Origin of the sequence: Ectothiorhodospira magna, assembly GCF_900110965.1 — a bacterium.
GTDB classification, from domain to species: domain Bacteria; phylum Pseudomonadota; class Gammaproteobacteria; order Ectothiorhodospirales; family Ectothiorhodospiraceae; genus Ectothiorhodospira; species Ectothiorhodospira magna.
The window spans coordinates 87,546-101,990 of record NZ_FOFO01000008.1 but is presented as its reverse complement, the minus strand read 5'-3'; the positions used below and the strand labels follow the sequence as shown (position 1 = coordinate 101,990).

Sequence of the window (14,445 nt, the reverse complement as noted above, 5' to 3'; positions counted from 1 at the left end):
ACTGTTTTTGCAAATTTTTCTGGCTTTTTTTTGCCTCCTCCAACTCCTTTATCCAATCCCTATATTAGCAATCGCTAATGTCGCGACGATATTGCTGGGCGCGCTTTGCTTATAACCAAAACATCGACTTTCCTCGCCAAATACACCCTTATGTCTGGCTGGCCGCATATCAAAACTCGGAAACTTTAGATTGAGGTATTTCATGCGTAAATTATTGTTGATCCTGCCCCTGGCCACCGTGATGGTGCTGGCGGGCTGTACCACCCTGGACCCTTACACTGGTGAACGCAAGGTCAGCGCCGCCACCAAGGGCGCCGCCGTTGGCGCCGCTGCCGGGGCGGTCATCGGCAATGTCACCACCCGTCGTGACCGCACCAAGCGGGCCATGATCGGCGCCGGTGTCGGCGCTCTGGCTGGTGCTGCCGTGGGCAATTACATGGACCGTCAGGAACTGGAACTGCGGCAGCAACTGGAGGGCACCGGCGTCAGTGTCACCCGGGTGGGAGATCATCTGGTGCTGAACATGCCTGGCAACATCACCTTCGATGTCAATCGCGCAGAAGTGAAGCCGGAATTTTACGAAGTGCTCAACTCCGTAGCCCAGGTGGCCCGGCGATATGACCAGACCGCCATCGAGGTAGCTGGCCATACAGACAGCACTGGCAGTGTGCAGCATAATATGGAACTGTCCCAACGCCGGGCCGATAGTGTGGCCCGCTATCTGGAAGGTCAGGGCATTTCCCGGGTCCGGCTCGATACCATCGGGTTTGGTCCCCATCAGCCCGTGGCGGACAACAGTACCACCCATGGCCGGACCCTCAATCGGCGGGTGGAATTGACCCTGATCCCTCTGACCCTCTAACGATAATCCGCCGGCCTGTCTTCGGGCCGGCCATTGTCTTGCCCTTCTGCCAGGGTCAGCCGGTAGCCCCGTCCCCTCAGGGTCTCGATGGGGCCATGGTGTCCCGCTGGGTCCAGTTTGCGACGCAGGCGGCCGATGAGCACTTCCAGCACATTGCTGTCCCGGTCCTCATCATGGGGATACAGATAGTCGGTCAGGTTCTGTCTGGACATCACCTGACCAGGATGCCGGGCCAGATGTTCCAGCAGGCGATACTCGAACGTGGTCAGATTCACGGCCTGTCCGGCCATGATCACGCTTTGGGCCTGGGTATCCACAACCAGTGGCCCCAGAACCAGTCGCCCATCTGGCCGTCCTGCTGCCCGACGGGTCAAGGCCCGTAGACGGGCGATCAGTTCTTCCATGTGAAACGGCTTGACCAGATAATCGTCGGCCCCGGCTTCCAGCCCTTCTACCTTTTCCTGCCAATGGTCCCGGGCGGTCAAAATGAGAATGGGCAACCGCCGGCCTGCAAGTCGTACCCGACGGATCACCTCCAGCCCAGGTAACTCCGGCAGCCCCAGGTCCACCACCGCCACATCTGCAGGATATTCCAGCAGCCGATAGAGTCCATCAGCGCCGTCGGTACTGGTGTCCACCATCCAGTCTTCCTGCTCCAGCCGGGCCTTGAGCCGGGCCAGCAAGGGAGATTCATCCTCAATGATCATCACACGCATGACCGCTATTGCCATTCGCCGGTCATGGGGTCTACCAGAATGTTCCGCACCCGCTGATCCTCGGTCAGGATACGGATGCGATGCACCTGGCGGCCATCCTCCCGATACTGGGTTTCTGCCGCCAGTACCCGCCCCCCCAGCGCTGCCTGCACCCGTGCCACCGCATCATCCAGGGAGAGCGGTTGTGGTTGTTCCTGGGCCAGCAGCAGACCAGAAGCGCAAGGCGTATCCAACGATGGCATCCCTCCCGCTGCTGGCGACGCCGGCATCAGGATCAGGCACAGCCAGACTCCCGGAGCCATGACCGGGAACCTGACAAAAACAGGGCGGGTTCCTTGTAGCATGATGGGGAGTGTACCAACAACAGGGATGGAAAGGCGCGAACGGCGATGGGCAAGCCCCTTCGGGGACACAACATCATGGAACCACAGCCGGGCTGAACCGGGCCTGAACCGGGTTGCCCCTCTCGTCAAGGGGACAGGAATCAGGTATACAGGGGGTATGGATAGCATCGGCTGGATCATTGTCAGTCTCATCACCCTGTTCCTGCTGGGACAGTTCGCTCTGGTTTATCGTACCCGTGGTATGCAGGGGCGACCGGCCCCGGACCTGACCGATCTGCTCGACGAGACGCACAGGGGCCATCAGACCTTGTATTTTTATTTCCACAGCCCCCGCTGCGGGATGTGTCGGCAGGTGTCAGCCGTCCTTGATCCCCTCATGGCCGAGCGCACCGATATCATCGGTATTGATGTCAGTCGCCGTCCCGACATGGCCCGGCGCTTCAAGGTCATGGGCACACCCACCCTGATGCGGATCCATGATGGCCGGATTGAAAAGGTACTGATGGGCACCCGCAACGAAGCCGTGGTCCGCGCTTTTGTTGGCGACTCAAACCCGTTGGCCTGATGCTTGCCCCCTGTGATTCCGGCCGTGATCCGTTATGATCAGCCCTATTATCTTGTGGAGGAGGCCCGTCATGTTGCAGCTCAACCCCCGGTTCGTTTGCGGGATCGTCAGTCACGCCCGGGAGTTCCATGCCCAGGAAGATGTGATGCTGCCGGAGGAACCCGATAACCAGAACGATGACTGGATTGATGAGGCACTGGCCGAGCATGCGGACAATCCGGTGTACCTGGAACTTAAAAACACCATCGACGAACTGGAACCGGAACTGCAGGCCAATCTGGTGGCCCTGATGTGGATGGGGCGGGGTGACTATACCGAGGATGAATGGGAGTTGGCCCTGCAGGAAGCCAGAGACAACTGGACCCCCCGTACCGCCGACTATCTGCTGGCCACGCCCATGGGGGCCGATTATCTGGCCGAGGGCCTGGCCATGCTGGGCCATTCCTGTGAGGACGAAGGGTAAAACGCCCCGATTTGCCATGGATATCCTCTACAGCCTGCGCCTGCAGGCCCGTTTCAATCGCTGGTGCAATCAGCGGATCCTGGACTGGTGCGACGATCTGCGGGACGAGGATCGCAAGCGGGAAATACCGGGGCCGCGCCCCTGGTCCCTCCACAACCTGCTCAACCAGGCGCTGTTACAGGACCGGGTCTGGCTTGGGCATATGCTCAATCGACCCCATATTCACCGTGCCTCGGATCAGATGCTCTATACCGATTACGCGCTGTTGTGCGCCGAGCGTCAGCGTACCGATGGGGAAATCATCAACTTTGTGCAGAATCTGGCGCCTCCCAATCTGGATCGCCCCCTCACCTTCCGCCATGACCGGGATCAGCGGGAATACACCCTGCTGGTAGGGGACTGCCTGCTTGGCATGTTCCACAACCAGTCCTTGCAACGGGGACGCATGACCGTTTTGCTGTCCCAACTGGATGTATCCATCGGCACTTTGGACATCGGTGCCATGCCTGGCATCATCGACTGACTTTCTGCCTTCCTTGCAGGTACTTGCCATGTCCCACCATCCGACCCTGATCCGCTCCATCACCTACCATGGCCTGAACTCTGGGGTGCGGCTCATTGTACTGGGGGCAGTGCATGGCAACGAGACCTGCGGCACCTTGGGTATCGAACGGGTCATGGCGGCCCTGGATAGCGGTGAACTGATATTGAACCGGGGATTGGTGACCTTTGTTCCCATTGCCAATCCCCTGGCCTTCAGCCGCCGGCAACGGATGGGAGAACGCAACCTCAATCGCAATTTCCGCATCAGCGATCCACCGGTGGATTTTGAAGATCATCTGGCCAATCGTCTGGGACCCCTGCTGGCGCGACATGATGTATTGCTGGACCTGCATTCCTTTCATACCCCTGGGGAACCCTTTGTCATGCTCGGCCCCCCGAACAATACCGGTGAACTGGAGCCATTCACCCAGGCGGCGGAGGAAGAGGCCCTGGCCCGACGCCTGGGGGCACGGCGTATCGTGGAGGGCTGGCTGGAGACCTACGCCCTGGGTGTGGCTCGCCGTCTGCGTCACCCCAACCCCGACCTGCGAGCGCAGATGCTCGGTACTGATCCTGGCTATGGCATTGGGACCACGGAGTTCATGCGTGCCCAGGGCGGCTATGCCCTGACCCTGGAATGCGGCCAGCACGAGGCACCGGACGCCCCACATGTCGCCCATCAGGCCATTCTCAATACCCTGGCCCATCTGCACCTGGTAGACAGCCTGCCCCTGCCCGCACCGGTGTCTCATCCCCAGGTGCTCAAACTGGTGGATGTCATCGACCGTAACCACCCCCAGGACCATTTCAGCCGTGACTGGACCAGCTTTGATCCCATCCACACCGGGGATGAAATCGGGCGCCGCCACGATGGCACTCCGGTGCTGGCCCCGGCAGATGGCTTTATTGTCTTTCCCAACCCCAATGCCCTGCCAGGTAACGAATGGTTCTACCGGGCTGAACCCAGCTTCCGGCTGGCGCCATCGAATTAGGCGCGTTTGCGGGCCTTGCGGTTCTTGCGGGTGTTATCCACCACCGCCAGTTGGGCCATGGCCTGCAACAGCACTGCCTGGGCCTCATCCCGGTCGGTATAGAGCACACTGTTTTGCATCATATCCAGCGCTCGCCGCTTGGCCTCACGGGCGGCCTGCTCGTCAATGTCCTCACAGCGCATGGCCAGATCTGCCAGCACAATCACCCCGTGAGGCTGAACCTCCAGCATACCGCCGGAGACATAAAGGTAATTTTCCTCATCGGTGCCCACGGGAATGAAGCGCACCACACCAGGACGGATCGTGGTCAGCAGGGCAGAATGACGGGGCAGGATACCCAGTTCACCCTTGGCGCCCATAATGCATACCTGATGTACGTCGCCGGCATAGAGCTGACCTTCGGCGCTGACGATGTCCAGCCTCATGGTGGCCTGGGTACGGGGCATTCTTGATACGCTCACAGTCTATGATGTCCTCTGATGGTCCCCCCCTGGGATGACAGGCCGGCGTCCTTCATCGCCCCCAGAATCAGGGCAGCCACCTTGTCCCAGTCGTGGAGTCTATCGGTGTTGATGGTCAAATCAAATTGGGCAGGGTCGTTGGTACGTCGCTGGATCAGGCTCCAGAGGAACTGCTGGCGTTGCTGATTGATGGTATCCACCTTTTCCCTGGCCTCCTCCTCGTCGAGTCCTTCCTGTTCGGCCACTCGCCGGGCACAATACAGGGGAGAGCCACAGATCCGCACCCGAAAGGCCCCCCGATCCCGCAAGAACACATGAGCGCCCCGCCCCATGATCACCCCACCCTCGGCAGAGATGGCCAGCAGGACATTGACCAGGGCCTTGCGGTAGGTACTCATGAAATAGGCATCACCGGAGATGACTGAATAGATCCAGGTGGTTTTCCAGGCAGAGACCCTTTCGTCCAGCTTGCGTAGCAGATCCCGGTCCTGCTCCGTGTGTTTGGCCATCCGGTCGAGCAGATCATCGTCAATGTAGGATACCTTGAGCCGCTGGGCCAGAATCCTTGCGATATCCTCGCCACCCGCCCCATAGTCACGAGACAGGGCGATCAAGGGCGGACCGATTCGGTCCCGGCCTGAATTCGTGGAATCATTGCCGTAGGTCTGTGACCGTATATAGCGCTGGATGAGATCATTCACATCGTAAGGCATGGGGCACCTGTGCAGTCAGCGAACAGGCCCCCATGTTAAATCATCCGGACCCCGGCGGGTTCAGGAAACCGACTCCAACTGCGCACCCGCCCGGACCCGGTCCTGTGCCAGACTGCCGGTCAGCCGGCAAAGGAATATGCAATATTATGAACGACGAGAACCAGTTTTTTCGTCCTGTGGGTGACATCTGCCAACGTCAGGTAGTGACCTGCCATCCCGATCAAGGACTTGTGGATGTGGTCAAGATCATGAAGGAAAAGAATATCTCCAGCGTGGTGGTCTGTGATGATGCCGGCGCGCCCATCGGGATCATCACGGATCGGGATCTGCGCAACAAGGTGGTGCCGTCGGGCCGGGATCCCGCTACCTTCAAGGTGGCGGATGTGATGAACTCACCCCTGACCACCATCCGCGAAGAAGACGTGCTTTATGAAGCGCTCTATCGCATGTCACGGCGACATATTCACCGCCTGGTGGTGGTGGGCGATGATGGCGCCCTCAACGGTATCATCACCGACACGGATATTCTGCGTATGCAAAGTCACTCGCCCCATCAGTTGGTCCGGGACATTGAAAAGGCCCGCTCCGTCGAAGACCTCAAGGTACTCCATGCCCGTATCCAGGACCTGGTGGTGCGACTGAGCGGCACCACCACCCGGGTGCAGGACCTGGTGCAGCTCATTGCCCATCTCAACGACCAGATTCTGCTGCGGCTGATCCATCTGGTGCGACAGGCTCAATGCCCTGATCTGCCCAAGGGATTTGCCTTCATGGTGATGGGCAGCGAAGGACGCTGCGAACAGACCCTGTCCACCGATCAGGACAATGCCATTGTCTATGACGATGATCTTTCGGCAGAAGACATTGCCAGGATCGAAACCTTCTCCCAGGTACTCATCGAGCAACTCATCGACATCGGCGTTCCCGCCTGCCCCGGTGGCATCATGGCCAGTCATTCTGCCTGGCGACGCAGTCTGTCGGAATGGTACCGGGAACTGGATCGGTGGCTGATCACTCCCAGCCCGAAAAACATCCCCAATGTGAGCATGTTCGCCGATATTCGCACACTCCACGGCGATGTCACCCTGGAGCGCAAGCTCAAGGCCCATATTTATCACCGCCTGGCGGAAAACCGGCTGTTTATCATGCGCATGGCAGAAAACATGCTGCGCTTTAGGCCCCCATTGGGCTGGCTGGGCAAAATCAAGACCGGCACTCAAGGGGCCATCAGGGGGGAGGTGGACCTGAAAAAGGGCGGCATCTTTGCACTGACCGATGGCATCAAAGCCCTGGCTCTGGAACTCAATGCCCTCGATGGGGGCACCCACCAACGCCTTCAGGCCCTGACCCGGCAGGGTGTGATTAAACCCGATCAGGCCGAAGACCTGCAGGAAAGTTTTGATTTTCTGGTATTGATGCGCTTGCGCGCCCAGGTACGGGCGGTGGAACAGGGCAAGCCACCGAATAATTGTGTGGCTTTGCAGCAAATGAGCCAGATGGAGCAGGTGAAGCTCAAAATCGCCTTTGAAGACGTGGCCAAGTTTCAGAGTTTTATCAGCGCCCATTTCAACCTCAACCTGCTGCGCTGACCTGATGGCGCCATCCTTGCCTGCTTTTGCGCCCGTGGCCACCTACTCCATCGTGGCCCGTGACCCGGTTCAGGATCAACTGGGGGTGGCGGTACAGTCCCATCACTTTGCCGTGGGCAGTGTGGCCCCCTTTGCACGGGCCGGGGTGGGGGCGGGCACCATTCAATCCTTTGCCAGCCTCATCTATGCCACCGAAGGCCCCCGTTTGATGCAGGAGGGCGCCAGTGCCGGTGCAGCCCTGCGGCGGCTGCTGGCACAGGATCATCACATGGATTACCGGCAGGCCGGGATGATCGATACCCAGGGCGATGTGGTGGCCCATACCGGCAGTTTATGTATTGACGAGGCGGGACATTGTCTGGGGGATGAATATGCCTGTCTGGGCAACATGTTGCTCAAGGACGGCACCTGGGACGCCATGGGCCGGGCTTACGAAGCGGCCCAGGGTGATTTCCCCCAGCGTCTTCTGGCCGCACTGGAAGCGGCTCAGGCCCAGGGTGGCGACCTGCGGGGCCGGCGCTCTGCGGCCATCATGGTGGTGAGTGGCACGGCCACCGGTGATCCGGCCCAGGACATGATTTTGGACCTGCGGGTGGAGGATCACCCCACACCGGTGCGGGAGCTGCGACGTCTGGTCACTCTCAAGGCTGCCTACACGTTCAATACCCTGGGCGGACATCACCTCCGGCATGGGGAATATGATCAGGCCATCCGGGCCTTTACTCAGGCCGAGGCCCTGGCGCCAGATGAGGACGAACTGGTGTTCTGGCGGGCAGTGGCACTGATCAACGCCGGCCATGAGGCCCAGGCCGAGGCTCTGCTCAATGCCCTGTTCCACCGCGCCCCCCATTGGTCCCTGTTATTGATCCGGGTGGCAAAAAGCCGGTTTTTACCCGATGATCCGGCATTGATTGCGCGACTGTTATCCTCCCGGGGCGACATGCCCCCTGCCCCCCCGACGCCAGACCATTCCGATCATGACACTGGGTAGCGAAGAAATCCTTATTGGCTTGATGGTCACTTTGGTTGCCGGTCTGGTTCACGGTGCTTTTGGATTGGGATTTCCAATGATTGCCACCCCGATCCTGGCACTGGTCACCGATGTCAAGACCGCCATTTTGCTGACTCTGGCTCCCAATATTGCAGTCAACCTCTGGAGTTTGATCCGGGGGGGAAACTGGCTGGACAGCGTGGTCCGATTCTGGCCGGTGGCGGGCTGGATGCTGGTGGGGTCTGCCCTGGGTACTCTGGTGCTGGTGGCCATGGACCCCAACCCCTTCCGATTGCTGCTGGCCGCCACGGTGGTGCTCTATCTGTTGTCGGACCAGATCAAGCGCATCAACTGGAACTGGATCGGTCGTCACCCCAAAGCCAGTGGAGCCGGAGCGGGCCTGCTGGGAGGGCTGCTGGGAGGGACAGTCAATGTAGGTGGGCCGGTGATGATGATCTATTTTCTGGAACTGCGGCTGGCCCCCGTGGTGCTGGTTCAGGCCATCAATCTGTGTTTTTTGCTGGGCAAGGGCACCCAGGCCGTCACCTTCGCCCTGCTGGGTATGCTTGGACCCAACCTGCTGCTGCTCTCTTTGCCTTTGGGTATTACGGCCCTGATCGGCCTGCGGGGTGGGATGTGGTTGCGGGAGCGGGTGGCGGCAGACACCTACCGGGGCTGGCTCAAGGGGCTGCTCTGGGTACTGAGCATCCTGCTGGTGGTCCAGTTTCTGCGGGCGTTGAACTAAAAAAATCCCCCGGCTGATGCCGGGGGAGGCATTTTAGCCCTTGTCCTGATTCTGATTGAGGGACATGTCCTTGAGTTCTTCGAGCAGTTCCCGGAAACGCTGATCCAGCCGCTCCAGGGCCGCTTCCTGGGCCAAGCGCATGGATTCAAAGGTTTCGCGGGTGTGGCTACTCATCCGGTCGTAGACCTGGCCCACCATGTCCACCTGCCTGGCGGGCAGATCGTCCTGCTTGGCCGATCCCATGGTACGGGCCATTTCTGTGGCTTCATTCATGGCCTGGGTCAGCATTTCCGTCTGGCGCTTCATCAGGGCTTCGCTGCTTTCCATCATGGTGCGGTTGGCGGCAACCATGGCCTCCACGTTTTTCCGCTGCAGTTCCATCAGGGCGGACATATCCACGTTGGGCATCTTGAACTGTCGCATCAATTCATTCATCTGATCCATGTAACGCTGGGGGTCCATGAGCCGGGTCAGCTCGGAGACATCGAAGGGATGCTTATCCTGAGACATGAAGATCTCCTGTTGTGGTGGTTGTGCATTAAGCTTAGCGCAAAGGATTGCTGGCGTCCGTAATGGTGGGCAGTGCCAGACGTGGGTCTGGAGCCACACATACCTGATTGCGCCCTCCCGCCTTGGCTGAATACAGGGCCTGGTCTGCCGCCTTGATCACCTGTTCCGGGTCTGGATAATCGGCGGTACGTTCAGCCACCCCCATACTGATGGTCACGGAAACAGTGCTGACCTTACCCCGTCCTCGCTGGGTTTTGCCATCCCGGTGGTTATCGGGTCGGGTCCGGGTATCCCGAATGGCAATCTGATAGGTTTCAATGGCCTTTCGAACCGCCTCCAGATGGGTCACACATTGGGCAGCCGTCCGGCCAGGGAAAACGATGGTGAATTCCTCTCCTCCATAGCGGTAGGCCCGCCCCCCTCCGCCCACTCGCCGCAATTGGGCAGCCACCACCCGCAGCACCTGATCACCCAGGTCGTGACCGTAGGTGTCATTGAATTTTTTAAAGTGATCCACGTCGGTCATGGCAATGGCATAGCGCCGCCCCAGGCGCTGTAACCGCTCATTGAGGGCGCGCCGACCGGGCAGGCCGGTGAGGTCGTCACGAAAAGCCATCTGAAAGGATTCATGCACCACGGCGATGGCCAGGATCAGCAACAAGGTGGTGGTGAACAGGGGCACCGCATAGGGGTGAAACAGTTGTGGCAGCATCCAGCCGATTCCGGCCAGGGCGATCCACTGACCGATACCCTGGGGGCCGGGGTGACGCATAAGGCAAAACCCCATGACCCCCAGGCTCACCAGCAGGCTCCAGAAGGCAAGCTGGGGCATCTTGTAGCCGTCCCAATGGACGGCAGGCCAATGGGTGGTCAGCACTACCCTGGCCATACCCTCTGGATGACCAGCGGCGATCAGCAGCGCCATCCCGGCCACGATGCCAAAAACCCCCAGTCGCAGCAGCAGATCCACCATCAGATGATGGCGCTCGGTCCATAAGGCATTGGCCATGAAAGCCAAAGGCACCAGCAAGGTCATCAAGGCATACCCCAGGGCCGGCATCAGGTCTGTCTCCGGCGTCATGGCCATGGGGCGAATTTGAAACATGCTGCCCAGATAAACCGCCAGCACCAGAATGACGGCAATCAGGGTACGGGTACGGCCATAAATCAGGGCCAGCACCCCTGCCAGCACCCCCATCAGCCAGGGCAGGGTCTCCAGCAATCCCTGGGACAGGGGGGGCAACCATTCCCCCTGGATCGCTGCCCCCATACCCAGAGCCAGGGTCAGAGGCACCAGCAGGATGGGGACAAGGGCTTTGAGAGAGTCCAGGGACATGGTGCAGTCAATAAGGGTTTGCCCAGAGACTACGACCGTGGAGGAGGAAAGTCACGTCCAAGCGAGTATTCTCAATCCAATTAACTGCCGGAGACCTGTTCCGACTGGCGTGATTCATGACCATGAACGCCGGCAATCTCCCGCAGGCCGTCCACATCGAGGATGATGATGAACTTGCGTTGCACCTGAATCAGTCCCTGATCCTGGAACCGGCTGAGCATCCGGCTGACCGTTTCCACTGCCAGCCCCAGGTAATTGCCGATCTCGCAACGGGACATGGTGAGATTGAATTCATGGCGGGAGAACCCCCGCATCCCGAAACGACGGGACAGATTCAGCAAAAAAGCCGCCAGCCTGGCATCGGAGGCGCGATGTCCCAACAGGGTCATCAGATGCTCATCGGTCTGGATTTCCCGGCTCATGATGCGCAGCAACTGGTGTTGCAAACGGGGAGTGCGTCCAGCCAGTTCTTCCAGCAGATGAAAGGGAATTTCACAGACACTGGCCGTCTCCAGGGCCAGAGCGGTACAGGGGTGGGTGCCATCGTTAATGGCATCCAGCCCCAGCAGTTCGCCGGGCAGATGAAAACCGGTCACCTGTTCTTCGCCGTCATTGGTCAGGACAAAGGTTTTGACCGAGCCGGTACGCACTGCGTACAGGCAAGTGAGGGGATCGCCGGCCTGATAGATCACGTCACGACGCTGTAATGGCCGTTTGCGGCTGATGATACCTTCCAGCAAGGACAGATCTTCTGTGGCAACCCCCAGGGGCAGACACAGATCACGCAGGCCGCAGGTCTTGCATGCCTGCTTGAGTGCCTTGATGTTCGTCACGTTGGTCGAGGACATGGATTCACCTTGAAACAGCCGTGGGAGCTGCAGGCATGGGCCTTGCAGTGTGGGAGCACGGCCTAAAAATACTTGAGCAATGATGTCAGGTACAAGCCCGACGCCGCCATGGTGTTGCCTGAAGCAGCGGCTCCAGCAACCAGGTATCGGCCAGATCTCCCGCCATCAATTCGCCATAACGGGTGAAGGGATTATCCAGCACAATCAACGTGTGTCCGGCACAAACCAGAGGCCTGACCACGTGGGGGCCAATATAGCCGGCACCGCCTGCAATAAGAAGCATGATGATGTACTACCACGCCACCGGCCACCTTGTCTTCCACCACCATCCCCGCCACGGCCCCCATCACCCGATGGTCCTTGTAAATGGGCAGGACGCCCTTCTTGAATCTTGCGGTCGGTGTCGTAAAACAGCCGCCAGACATCATCCAGTGTGGGGTTAGCTTGGTCCACAGAAAGTTCCTCCTTCGGTGCTTGGTGTCCATGATCGCACAAGTATCACTTTTCCTCCCCAAAAAGCCACCTTCCACTCATTCACCAGCCACTATGGCCATCTCCACCTATCCCTTTATCTAGCACCCCCAAAGGACGCTATAAAGCACTTTCAGGCGAAGGCAACCCTGCCTTTTCACCATCAGCAAGGTCGCCAACGCCCCGAGTGGGGCTGCAGCGGACTATCAAGCCCAGGTGAGGCAGATGAGTAGCCAGGAGGGGGTCAAGCGGGGTTTCTTTTGAGGGGCTTGGTGCCTTGGGATTCCATATAGGCCTGAACCGTCTCCAGGGATGCTCCACCGACAGAGCCAGCATAGTAAGCGCGGTGCCAGAACAGATGACGATGACAGTGGCAGTGGCAACAACGACCACCACCGGGGCCATGATAGACTGCCACCAGCACAAGACCTATTCCCGGAGGGCCAGGCATGGCTAACCATCACCCCCTCACACTCCCCATCGGCATCCAGTCCTTTGAAAAACTGCGCAAGGGCCACTACTACTACGTCGACAAGACCCCTCTGATCGAGTCCATGGCCGGGATCGGCGGCTACTACTTCCTCTCCCGCCCCCGACGCTTTGGTAAAAGCCTGCTTCTGGACACCCTGCGCTGCCTGTTCGGAGGTCACCAAGCCCTCTTCGAGGGGCTCCATATCCACGACCGCTGGAACTGGCAGCGGACCCACCCCGTGATTCATCTGAGCTTCGGCAGCGGCGTAATGCGCACCCGGGAGGAGCTGGACAGGCGCATTCGCCACCAACTGCGCAAGGAGCGCGAGCGTTTCACCCAGGCCATCAGCCCCGAGACGGATATTCCCGGCGAGTTCTCCGACCTGCTGGAACTCGCCCACCAGGAAACGGGCCAGCCGGTCGTGCTGCTGATCGATGAGTACGACAAACCCATCCTGGACAACATCCTGGAACCGGACCGTGCCCGCGAACTGCGCGAAGGTCTCAAAAACCTCTACAGCGTGATCAAGGATGCCGACCCCCACCTGCATCTGGCGCTGATCACCGGTGTCTCCAAATTCAGCAAGGTCAGTCTTTTCTCGGGACTGAACAACTTAAGGGACATCACACTGCTACCCGAGTATTCAACGATCTGCGGCTATACTGATGACGACATCGACACAGTATTCGCTCCCGAGCTACCCGGCCTGGACCGGGAGGCCATCCGCCAGTGGTACAACGGCTACCGCTGGGGCGGACAGAAGGTCGCATCGGTCTACAACCCCTTCGATGCGCTGCTACTGCTCCAGAACCGTGAGTTTGGTCCCTACTGGTTCGAGAGCGCCACGCCCACCTTTCTGGTGAACCTGCTCAAGGAACGTGGCGTCTTCACCCCCGAGCTCACCGCCTGGCACAGCCGACCGGCCCTGCTCAACCGCTTTGATGTGGATGACATTTCCACCGATGCCCTGCTGTTCCAGACCGGCTACCTCACCCTCAAGGACATCCACGAAGAAGTCCCCAACCGGCCCCTCTACAAACTGGGCCTGCCCAACCAGGAGGTGGAAATCAGCCTCAATGAGGCCCTGCTGCCGGCGCTGGGCGTCAGCCATGCCGTCTTCGATGATGTGGTCATCCGCTTGCCGCGCCTGCTCAAGGCTGCCGACCTGGCCGGCCTGGAAGCCCATCTCAAGGCCCTCTACGCCGGCCTGCCCCACGACTGGTACCGCAACAATCCCATTGCCCAATACGAAGGCCACTACGCCAGCGTCTTCTACAGCCACTTCGCCGCCCTGGGGGTTCAGGTCACGGTGGAAGACGCCAGCCACCACGGCAAGGTGGACATGACCGTCGACTTCGGTGGCCATCTTTACCTGTTCGAATTCAAGGTGGTGGAGCAGCTGCCCGAAGGGAGGGCCCTGGAGCAGATCAAAGCCAAGGGCTATGCCGACAAATACCGGGCCACCGGCAAACCCATTCACCTGATCGGCGTGGAGTTCTCCCGGGAAAAGCGGCAGATCGTGGCATTCGACGTGGAAACGGCCTGACGGCGAATCACCGCAGCCCACCAGACAACCAATACTTGAGCCTCCCCACGGATAAATCCGGGGGCTTTACGCCGCAGTTCGGTAAACAACCCGCGACTGAAGTCACAGGCTTTGTCGTGGGGCGAGACAATGCCTATCCCCGACATTAGGCCGGTTTACAGCAGCCCTTGGCGAGACGGCCATCTCGCCAATCCACCGATATTGGCGCCTTGGCAGGCAAATCGGCTTTGACTGGGCCGATTGTCCGGGTGAATGTGGCCGCAAGCGGCATATTCCTG

General features: G+C 59.6%; 18 protein-coding genes. 9 read left to right on the top strand and 9 right to left on the bottom strand.

Annotated features, from left to right (window positions below; genetic code table 11):
- The first annotated feature begins 202 nt into the window (after positions 1-202).
- Positions 203-862, top strand: coding sequence for a YiaD family glycine zipper/OmpA-like lipoprotein (locus tag BMX62_RS04955; RefSeq protein WP_090205166.1), 660 nt, complete (start codon positions 203-205; stop codon positions 860-862).
- Here the strand turns inward: BMX62_RS04955 and BMX62_RS04950 are convergent.
- Positions 859-1,578, bottom strand: a complete 720-nt coding sequence (locus BMX62_RS04950) for a response regulator transcription factor (RefSeq protein ID WP_090205162.1) — start codon at positions 1,576-1,578, stop codon at positions 859-861. The two genes, BMX62_RS04955 and BMX62_RS04950, sit on opposite strands and share 4 nt — an antisense overlap.
- A gap of 5 nt (positions 1,579-1,583) precedes the next feature.
- Complete coding sequence (locus BMX62_RS12885; protein ID WP_162273495.1) at positions 1,584-1,880, bottom strand: PepSY domain-containing protein; 297 nt, start codon at positions 1,878-1,880, stop codon at positions 1,584-1,586.
- A gap of 199 nt (positions 1,881-2,079) precedes the next feature.
- On the opposite strand from BMX62_RS12885, the gene BMX62_RS04940 reads away from it, so the two are divergent.
- The 4 genes from BMX62_RS04940 to BMX62_RS04925 all read left to right on the top strand — a co-directional run bounded on the left by BMX62_RS04940 (position 2,080) and on the right by BMX62_RS04925 (position 4,485).
- Positions 2,080-2,487, top strand: coding sequence for a thioredoxin family protein (locus tag BMX62_RS04940; protein WP_090205156.1), 408 nt, complete (start codon positions 2,080-2,082; stop codon positions 2,485-2,487).
- A gap of 70 nt (positions 2,488-2,557) precedes the next feature.
- Complete coding sequence (locus tag BMX62_RS04935; protein ID WP_090205150.1) at positions 2,558-2,950, top strand: DUF3775 domain-containing protein; 393 nt, start codon at positions 2,558-2,560, stop codon at positions 2,948-2,950.
- 16 nt (positions 2,951-2,966) lie between these two features.
- The gene (locus tag BMX62_RS04930; protein ID WP_090205147.1) at positions 2,967-3,473 is read left to right on the top strand and encodes a DinB family protein; all 507 of its coding nucleotides are present in this window, start codon (positions 2,967-2,969) and stop codon (positions 3,471-3,473) included.
- Between the two features lie 28 nt (positions 3,474-3,501).
- The gene (locus BMX62_RS04925; protein WP_090205144.1) at positions 3,502-4,485 is read left to right on the top strand and encodes a M14 family metallopeptidase; all 984 of its coding nucleotides are present in this window, start codon (positions 3,502-3,504) and stop codon (positions 4,483-4,485) included.
- On the opposite strand, the gene BMX62_RS04920 is transcribed toward BMX62_RS04925, so the two are convergent.
- Both BMX62_RS04920 and BMX62_RS04915 read right to left on the bottom strand, forming a co-directional pair.
- Positions 4,482-4,946, bottom strand: a complete 465-nt coding sequence (locus tag BMX62_RS04920) for a F0F1 ATP synthase subunit epsilon (protein ID WP_420795806.1) — start codon at positions 4,944-4,946, stop codon at positions 4,482-4,484. The genes BMX62_RS04925 and BMX62_RS04920 overlap by 4 nt on opposite strands.
- Complete coding sequence (locus BMX62_RS04915) at positions 4,943-5,659, bottom strand: cytidylate kinase-like family protein (RefSeq protein WP_090205137.1); 717 nt, start codon at positions 5,657-5,659, stop codon at positions 4,943-4,945. The genes BMX62_RS04920 and BMX62_RS04915 overlap by 4 nt, the downstream gene beginning before the upstream one ends.
- A 146-nt stretch (positions 5,660-5,805) precedes the next feature.
- Here BMX62_RS04915 and BMX62_RS04910 point away from each other — a divergent pair, with 146 nt between their 5' ends.
- The 3 genes from BMX62_RS04910 to BMX62_RS04900 are packed head-to-tail and all read left to right on the top strand — an operon-like array spanning position 5,806 to position 8,984.
- Complete coding sequence (locus BMX62_RS04910) at positions 5,806-7,248, top strand: putative nucleotidyltransferase substrate binding domain-containing protein (RefSeq protein ID WP_090205134.1); 1,443 nt, start codon at positions 5,806-5,808, stop codon at positions 7,246-7,248.
- 4 nt (positions 7,249-7,252) lie between these two features.
- Positions 7,253-8,239, top strand: coding sequence for a DUF1028 domain-containing protein (locus tag BMX62_RS04905; RefSeq protein WP_090205131.1), 987 nt, complete (start codon positions 7,253-7,255; stop codon positions 8,237-8,239).
- Positions 8,226-8,984: a sulfite exporter TauE/SafE family protein gene (locus tag BMX62_RS04900; RefSeq protein ID WP_090205125.1), complete on the top strand. Its 759-nt coding sequence runs from the start codon at positions 8,226-8,228 to the stop codon at positions 8,982-8,984. The genes BMX62_RS04905 and BMX62_RS04900 overlap by 14 nt, the downstream gene beginning before the upstream one ends.
- A 33-nt stretch (positions 8,985-9,017) precedes the next feature.
- Here BMX62_RS04900 and BMX62_RS04895 read toward each other — a convergent pair whose 3' ends face one another.
- From BMX62_RS04895 to BMX62_RS13360, 5 genes are all read right to left on the bottom strand, one after another.
- Positions 9,018-9,494: a phasin family protein gene (locus tag BMX62_RS04895; RefSeq protein ID WP_090205122.1), complete on the bottom strand. Its 477-nt coding sequence runs from the start codon at positions 9,492-9,494 to the stop codon at positions 9,018-9,020.
- A 34-nt stretch (positions 9,495-9,528) separates the two neighbouring features.
- The gene (locus BMX62_RS04890) at positions 9,529-10,830 is read right to left on the bottom strand and encodes a GGDEF domain-containing protein (RefSeq protein ID WP_090205119.1); all 1,302 of its coding nucleotides are present in this window, start codon (positions 10,828-10,830) and stop codon (positions 9,529-9,531) included.
- A gap of 80 nt (positions 10,831-10,910) precedes the next feature.
- Positions 10,911-11,678, bottom strand: a complete 768-nt coding sequence (fnr, locus tag BMX62_RS04885) for a fumarate/nitrate reduction transcriptional regulator Fnr (RefSeq protein ID WP_090205116.1) — start codon at positions 11,676-11,678, stop codon at positions 10,911-10,913.
- 85 nt (positions 11,679-11,763) lie between these two features.
- Positions 11,764-11,961 (bottom strand): NAD-dependent epimerase/dehydratase family protein, encoded by a 198-nt coding sequence (locus tag BMX62_RS12605; protein WP_238375860.1) that lies wholly within the window; start codon positions 11,959-11,961, stop codon positions 11,764-11,766.
- 432 nt (positions 11,962-12,393) lie between these two features.
- Entirely contained in the window at positions 12,394-12,600 is a 207-nt protein-coding gene (locus BMX62_RS13360) for a transposase (RefSeq protein WP_202906203.1), read from the bottom strand.
- Here BMX62_RS13360 and BMX62_RS04875 point away from each other — a divergent pair.
- The gene (locus BMX62_RS04875) at positions 12,599-14,167 is read left to right on the top strand and encodes an ATP-binding protein (RefSeq protein WP_090205112.1); all 1,569 of its coding nucleotides are present in this window, start codon (positions 12,599-12,601) and stop codon (positions 14,165-14,167) included. The genes BMX62_RS13360 and BMX62_RS04875 overlap by 2 nt on opposite strands.
- Positions 14,168-14,445 lie beyond the last annotated feature (278 nt).

Excerpts from the sequence above, each read along its gene's own strand:
- BMX62_RS04955 (WP_090205166.1), top strand. The coding sequence starts at position 203 with ATGCGTAAATTATTGTTGATCCTGCCCCTGGCCACCGTGATGGTGCTG.
- BMX62_RS04950 (WP_090205162.1), bottom strand. The coding sequence starts at position 1,578 with ATGCGTGTGATGATCATTGAGGATGAATCTCCCTTGCTGGCCCGGCTC.
- BMX62_RS12885 (WP_162273495.1), bottom strand. The coding sequence starts at position 1,880 with ATGGCTCCGGGAGTCTGGCTGTGCCTGATCCTGATGCCGGCGTCGCCA.
- BMX62_RS04940 (WP_090205156.1), top strand. The coding sequence starts at position 2,080 with ATGGATAGCATCGGCTGGATCATTGTCAGTCTCATCACCCTGTTCCTG.
- BMX62_RS04935 (WP_090205150.1), top strand. The coding sequence starts at position 2,558 with ATGTTGCAGCTCAACCCCCGGTTCGTTTGCGGGATCGTCAGTCACGCC.
- BMX62_RS04930 (WP_090205147.1), top strand. The coding sequence starts at position 2,967 with ATGGATATCCTCTACAGCCTGCGCCTGCAGGCCCGTTTCAATCGCTGG.
- BMX62_RS04925 (WP_090205144.1), top strand. The coding sequence starts at position 3,502 with ATGTCCCACCATCCGACCCTGATCCGCTCCATCACCTACCATGGCCTG.
- BMX62_RS04915 (WP_090205137.1), bottom strand. The coding sequence starts at position 5,659 with ATGCCTTACGATGTGAATGATCTCATCCAGCGCTATATACGGTCACAG.
- BMX62_RS04910 (WP_090205134.1), top strand. The coding sequence starts at position 5,806 with ATGAACGACGAGAACCAGTTTTTTCGTCCTGTGGGTGACATCTGCCAA.
- BMX62_RS04905 (WP_090205131.1), top strand. The coding sequence starts at position 7,253 with ATGGCGCCATCCTTGCCTGCTTTTGCGCCCGTGGCCACCTACTCCATC.
- BMX62_RS04900 (WP_090205125.1), top strand. The coding sequence starts at position 8,226 with ATGACACTGGGTAGCGAAGAAATCCTTATTGGCTTGATGGTCACTTTG.
- BMX62_RS04895 (WP_090205122.1), bottom strand. The coding sequence starts at position 9,494 with ATGTCTCAGGATAAGCATCCCTTCGATGTCTCCGAGCTGACCCGGCTC.
- BMX62_RS04890 (WP_090205119.1), bottom strand. The coding sequence starts at position 10,830 with ATGTCCCTGGACTCTCTCAAAGCCCTTGTCCCCATCCTGCTGGTGCCT.
- fnr (WP_090205116.1), bottom strand. The coding sequence starts at position 11,678 with ATGTCCTCGACCAACGTGACGAACATCAAGGCACTCAAGCAGGCATGC.
- BMX62_RS12605 (WP_238375860.1), bottom strand. The coding sequence starts at position 11,961 with ATGCTTCTTATTGCAGGCGGTGCCGGCTATATTGGCCCCCACGTGGTC.
- BMX62_RS04875 (WP_090205112.1), top strand. The coding sequence starts at position 12,599 with ATGGCTAACCATCACCCCCTCACACTCCCCATCGGCATCCAGTCCTTT.
- BMX62_RS13360 (WP_202906203.1), bottom strand. The coding sequence starts at position 12,600 with ATGCCTGGCCCTCCGGGAATAGGTCTTGTGCTGGTGGCAGTCTATCAT.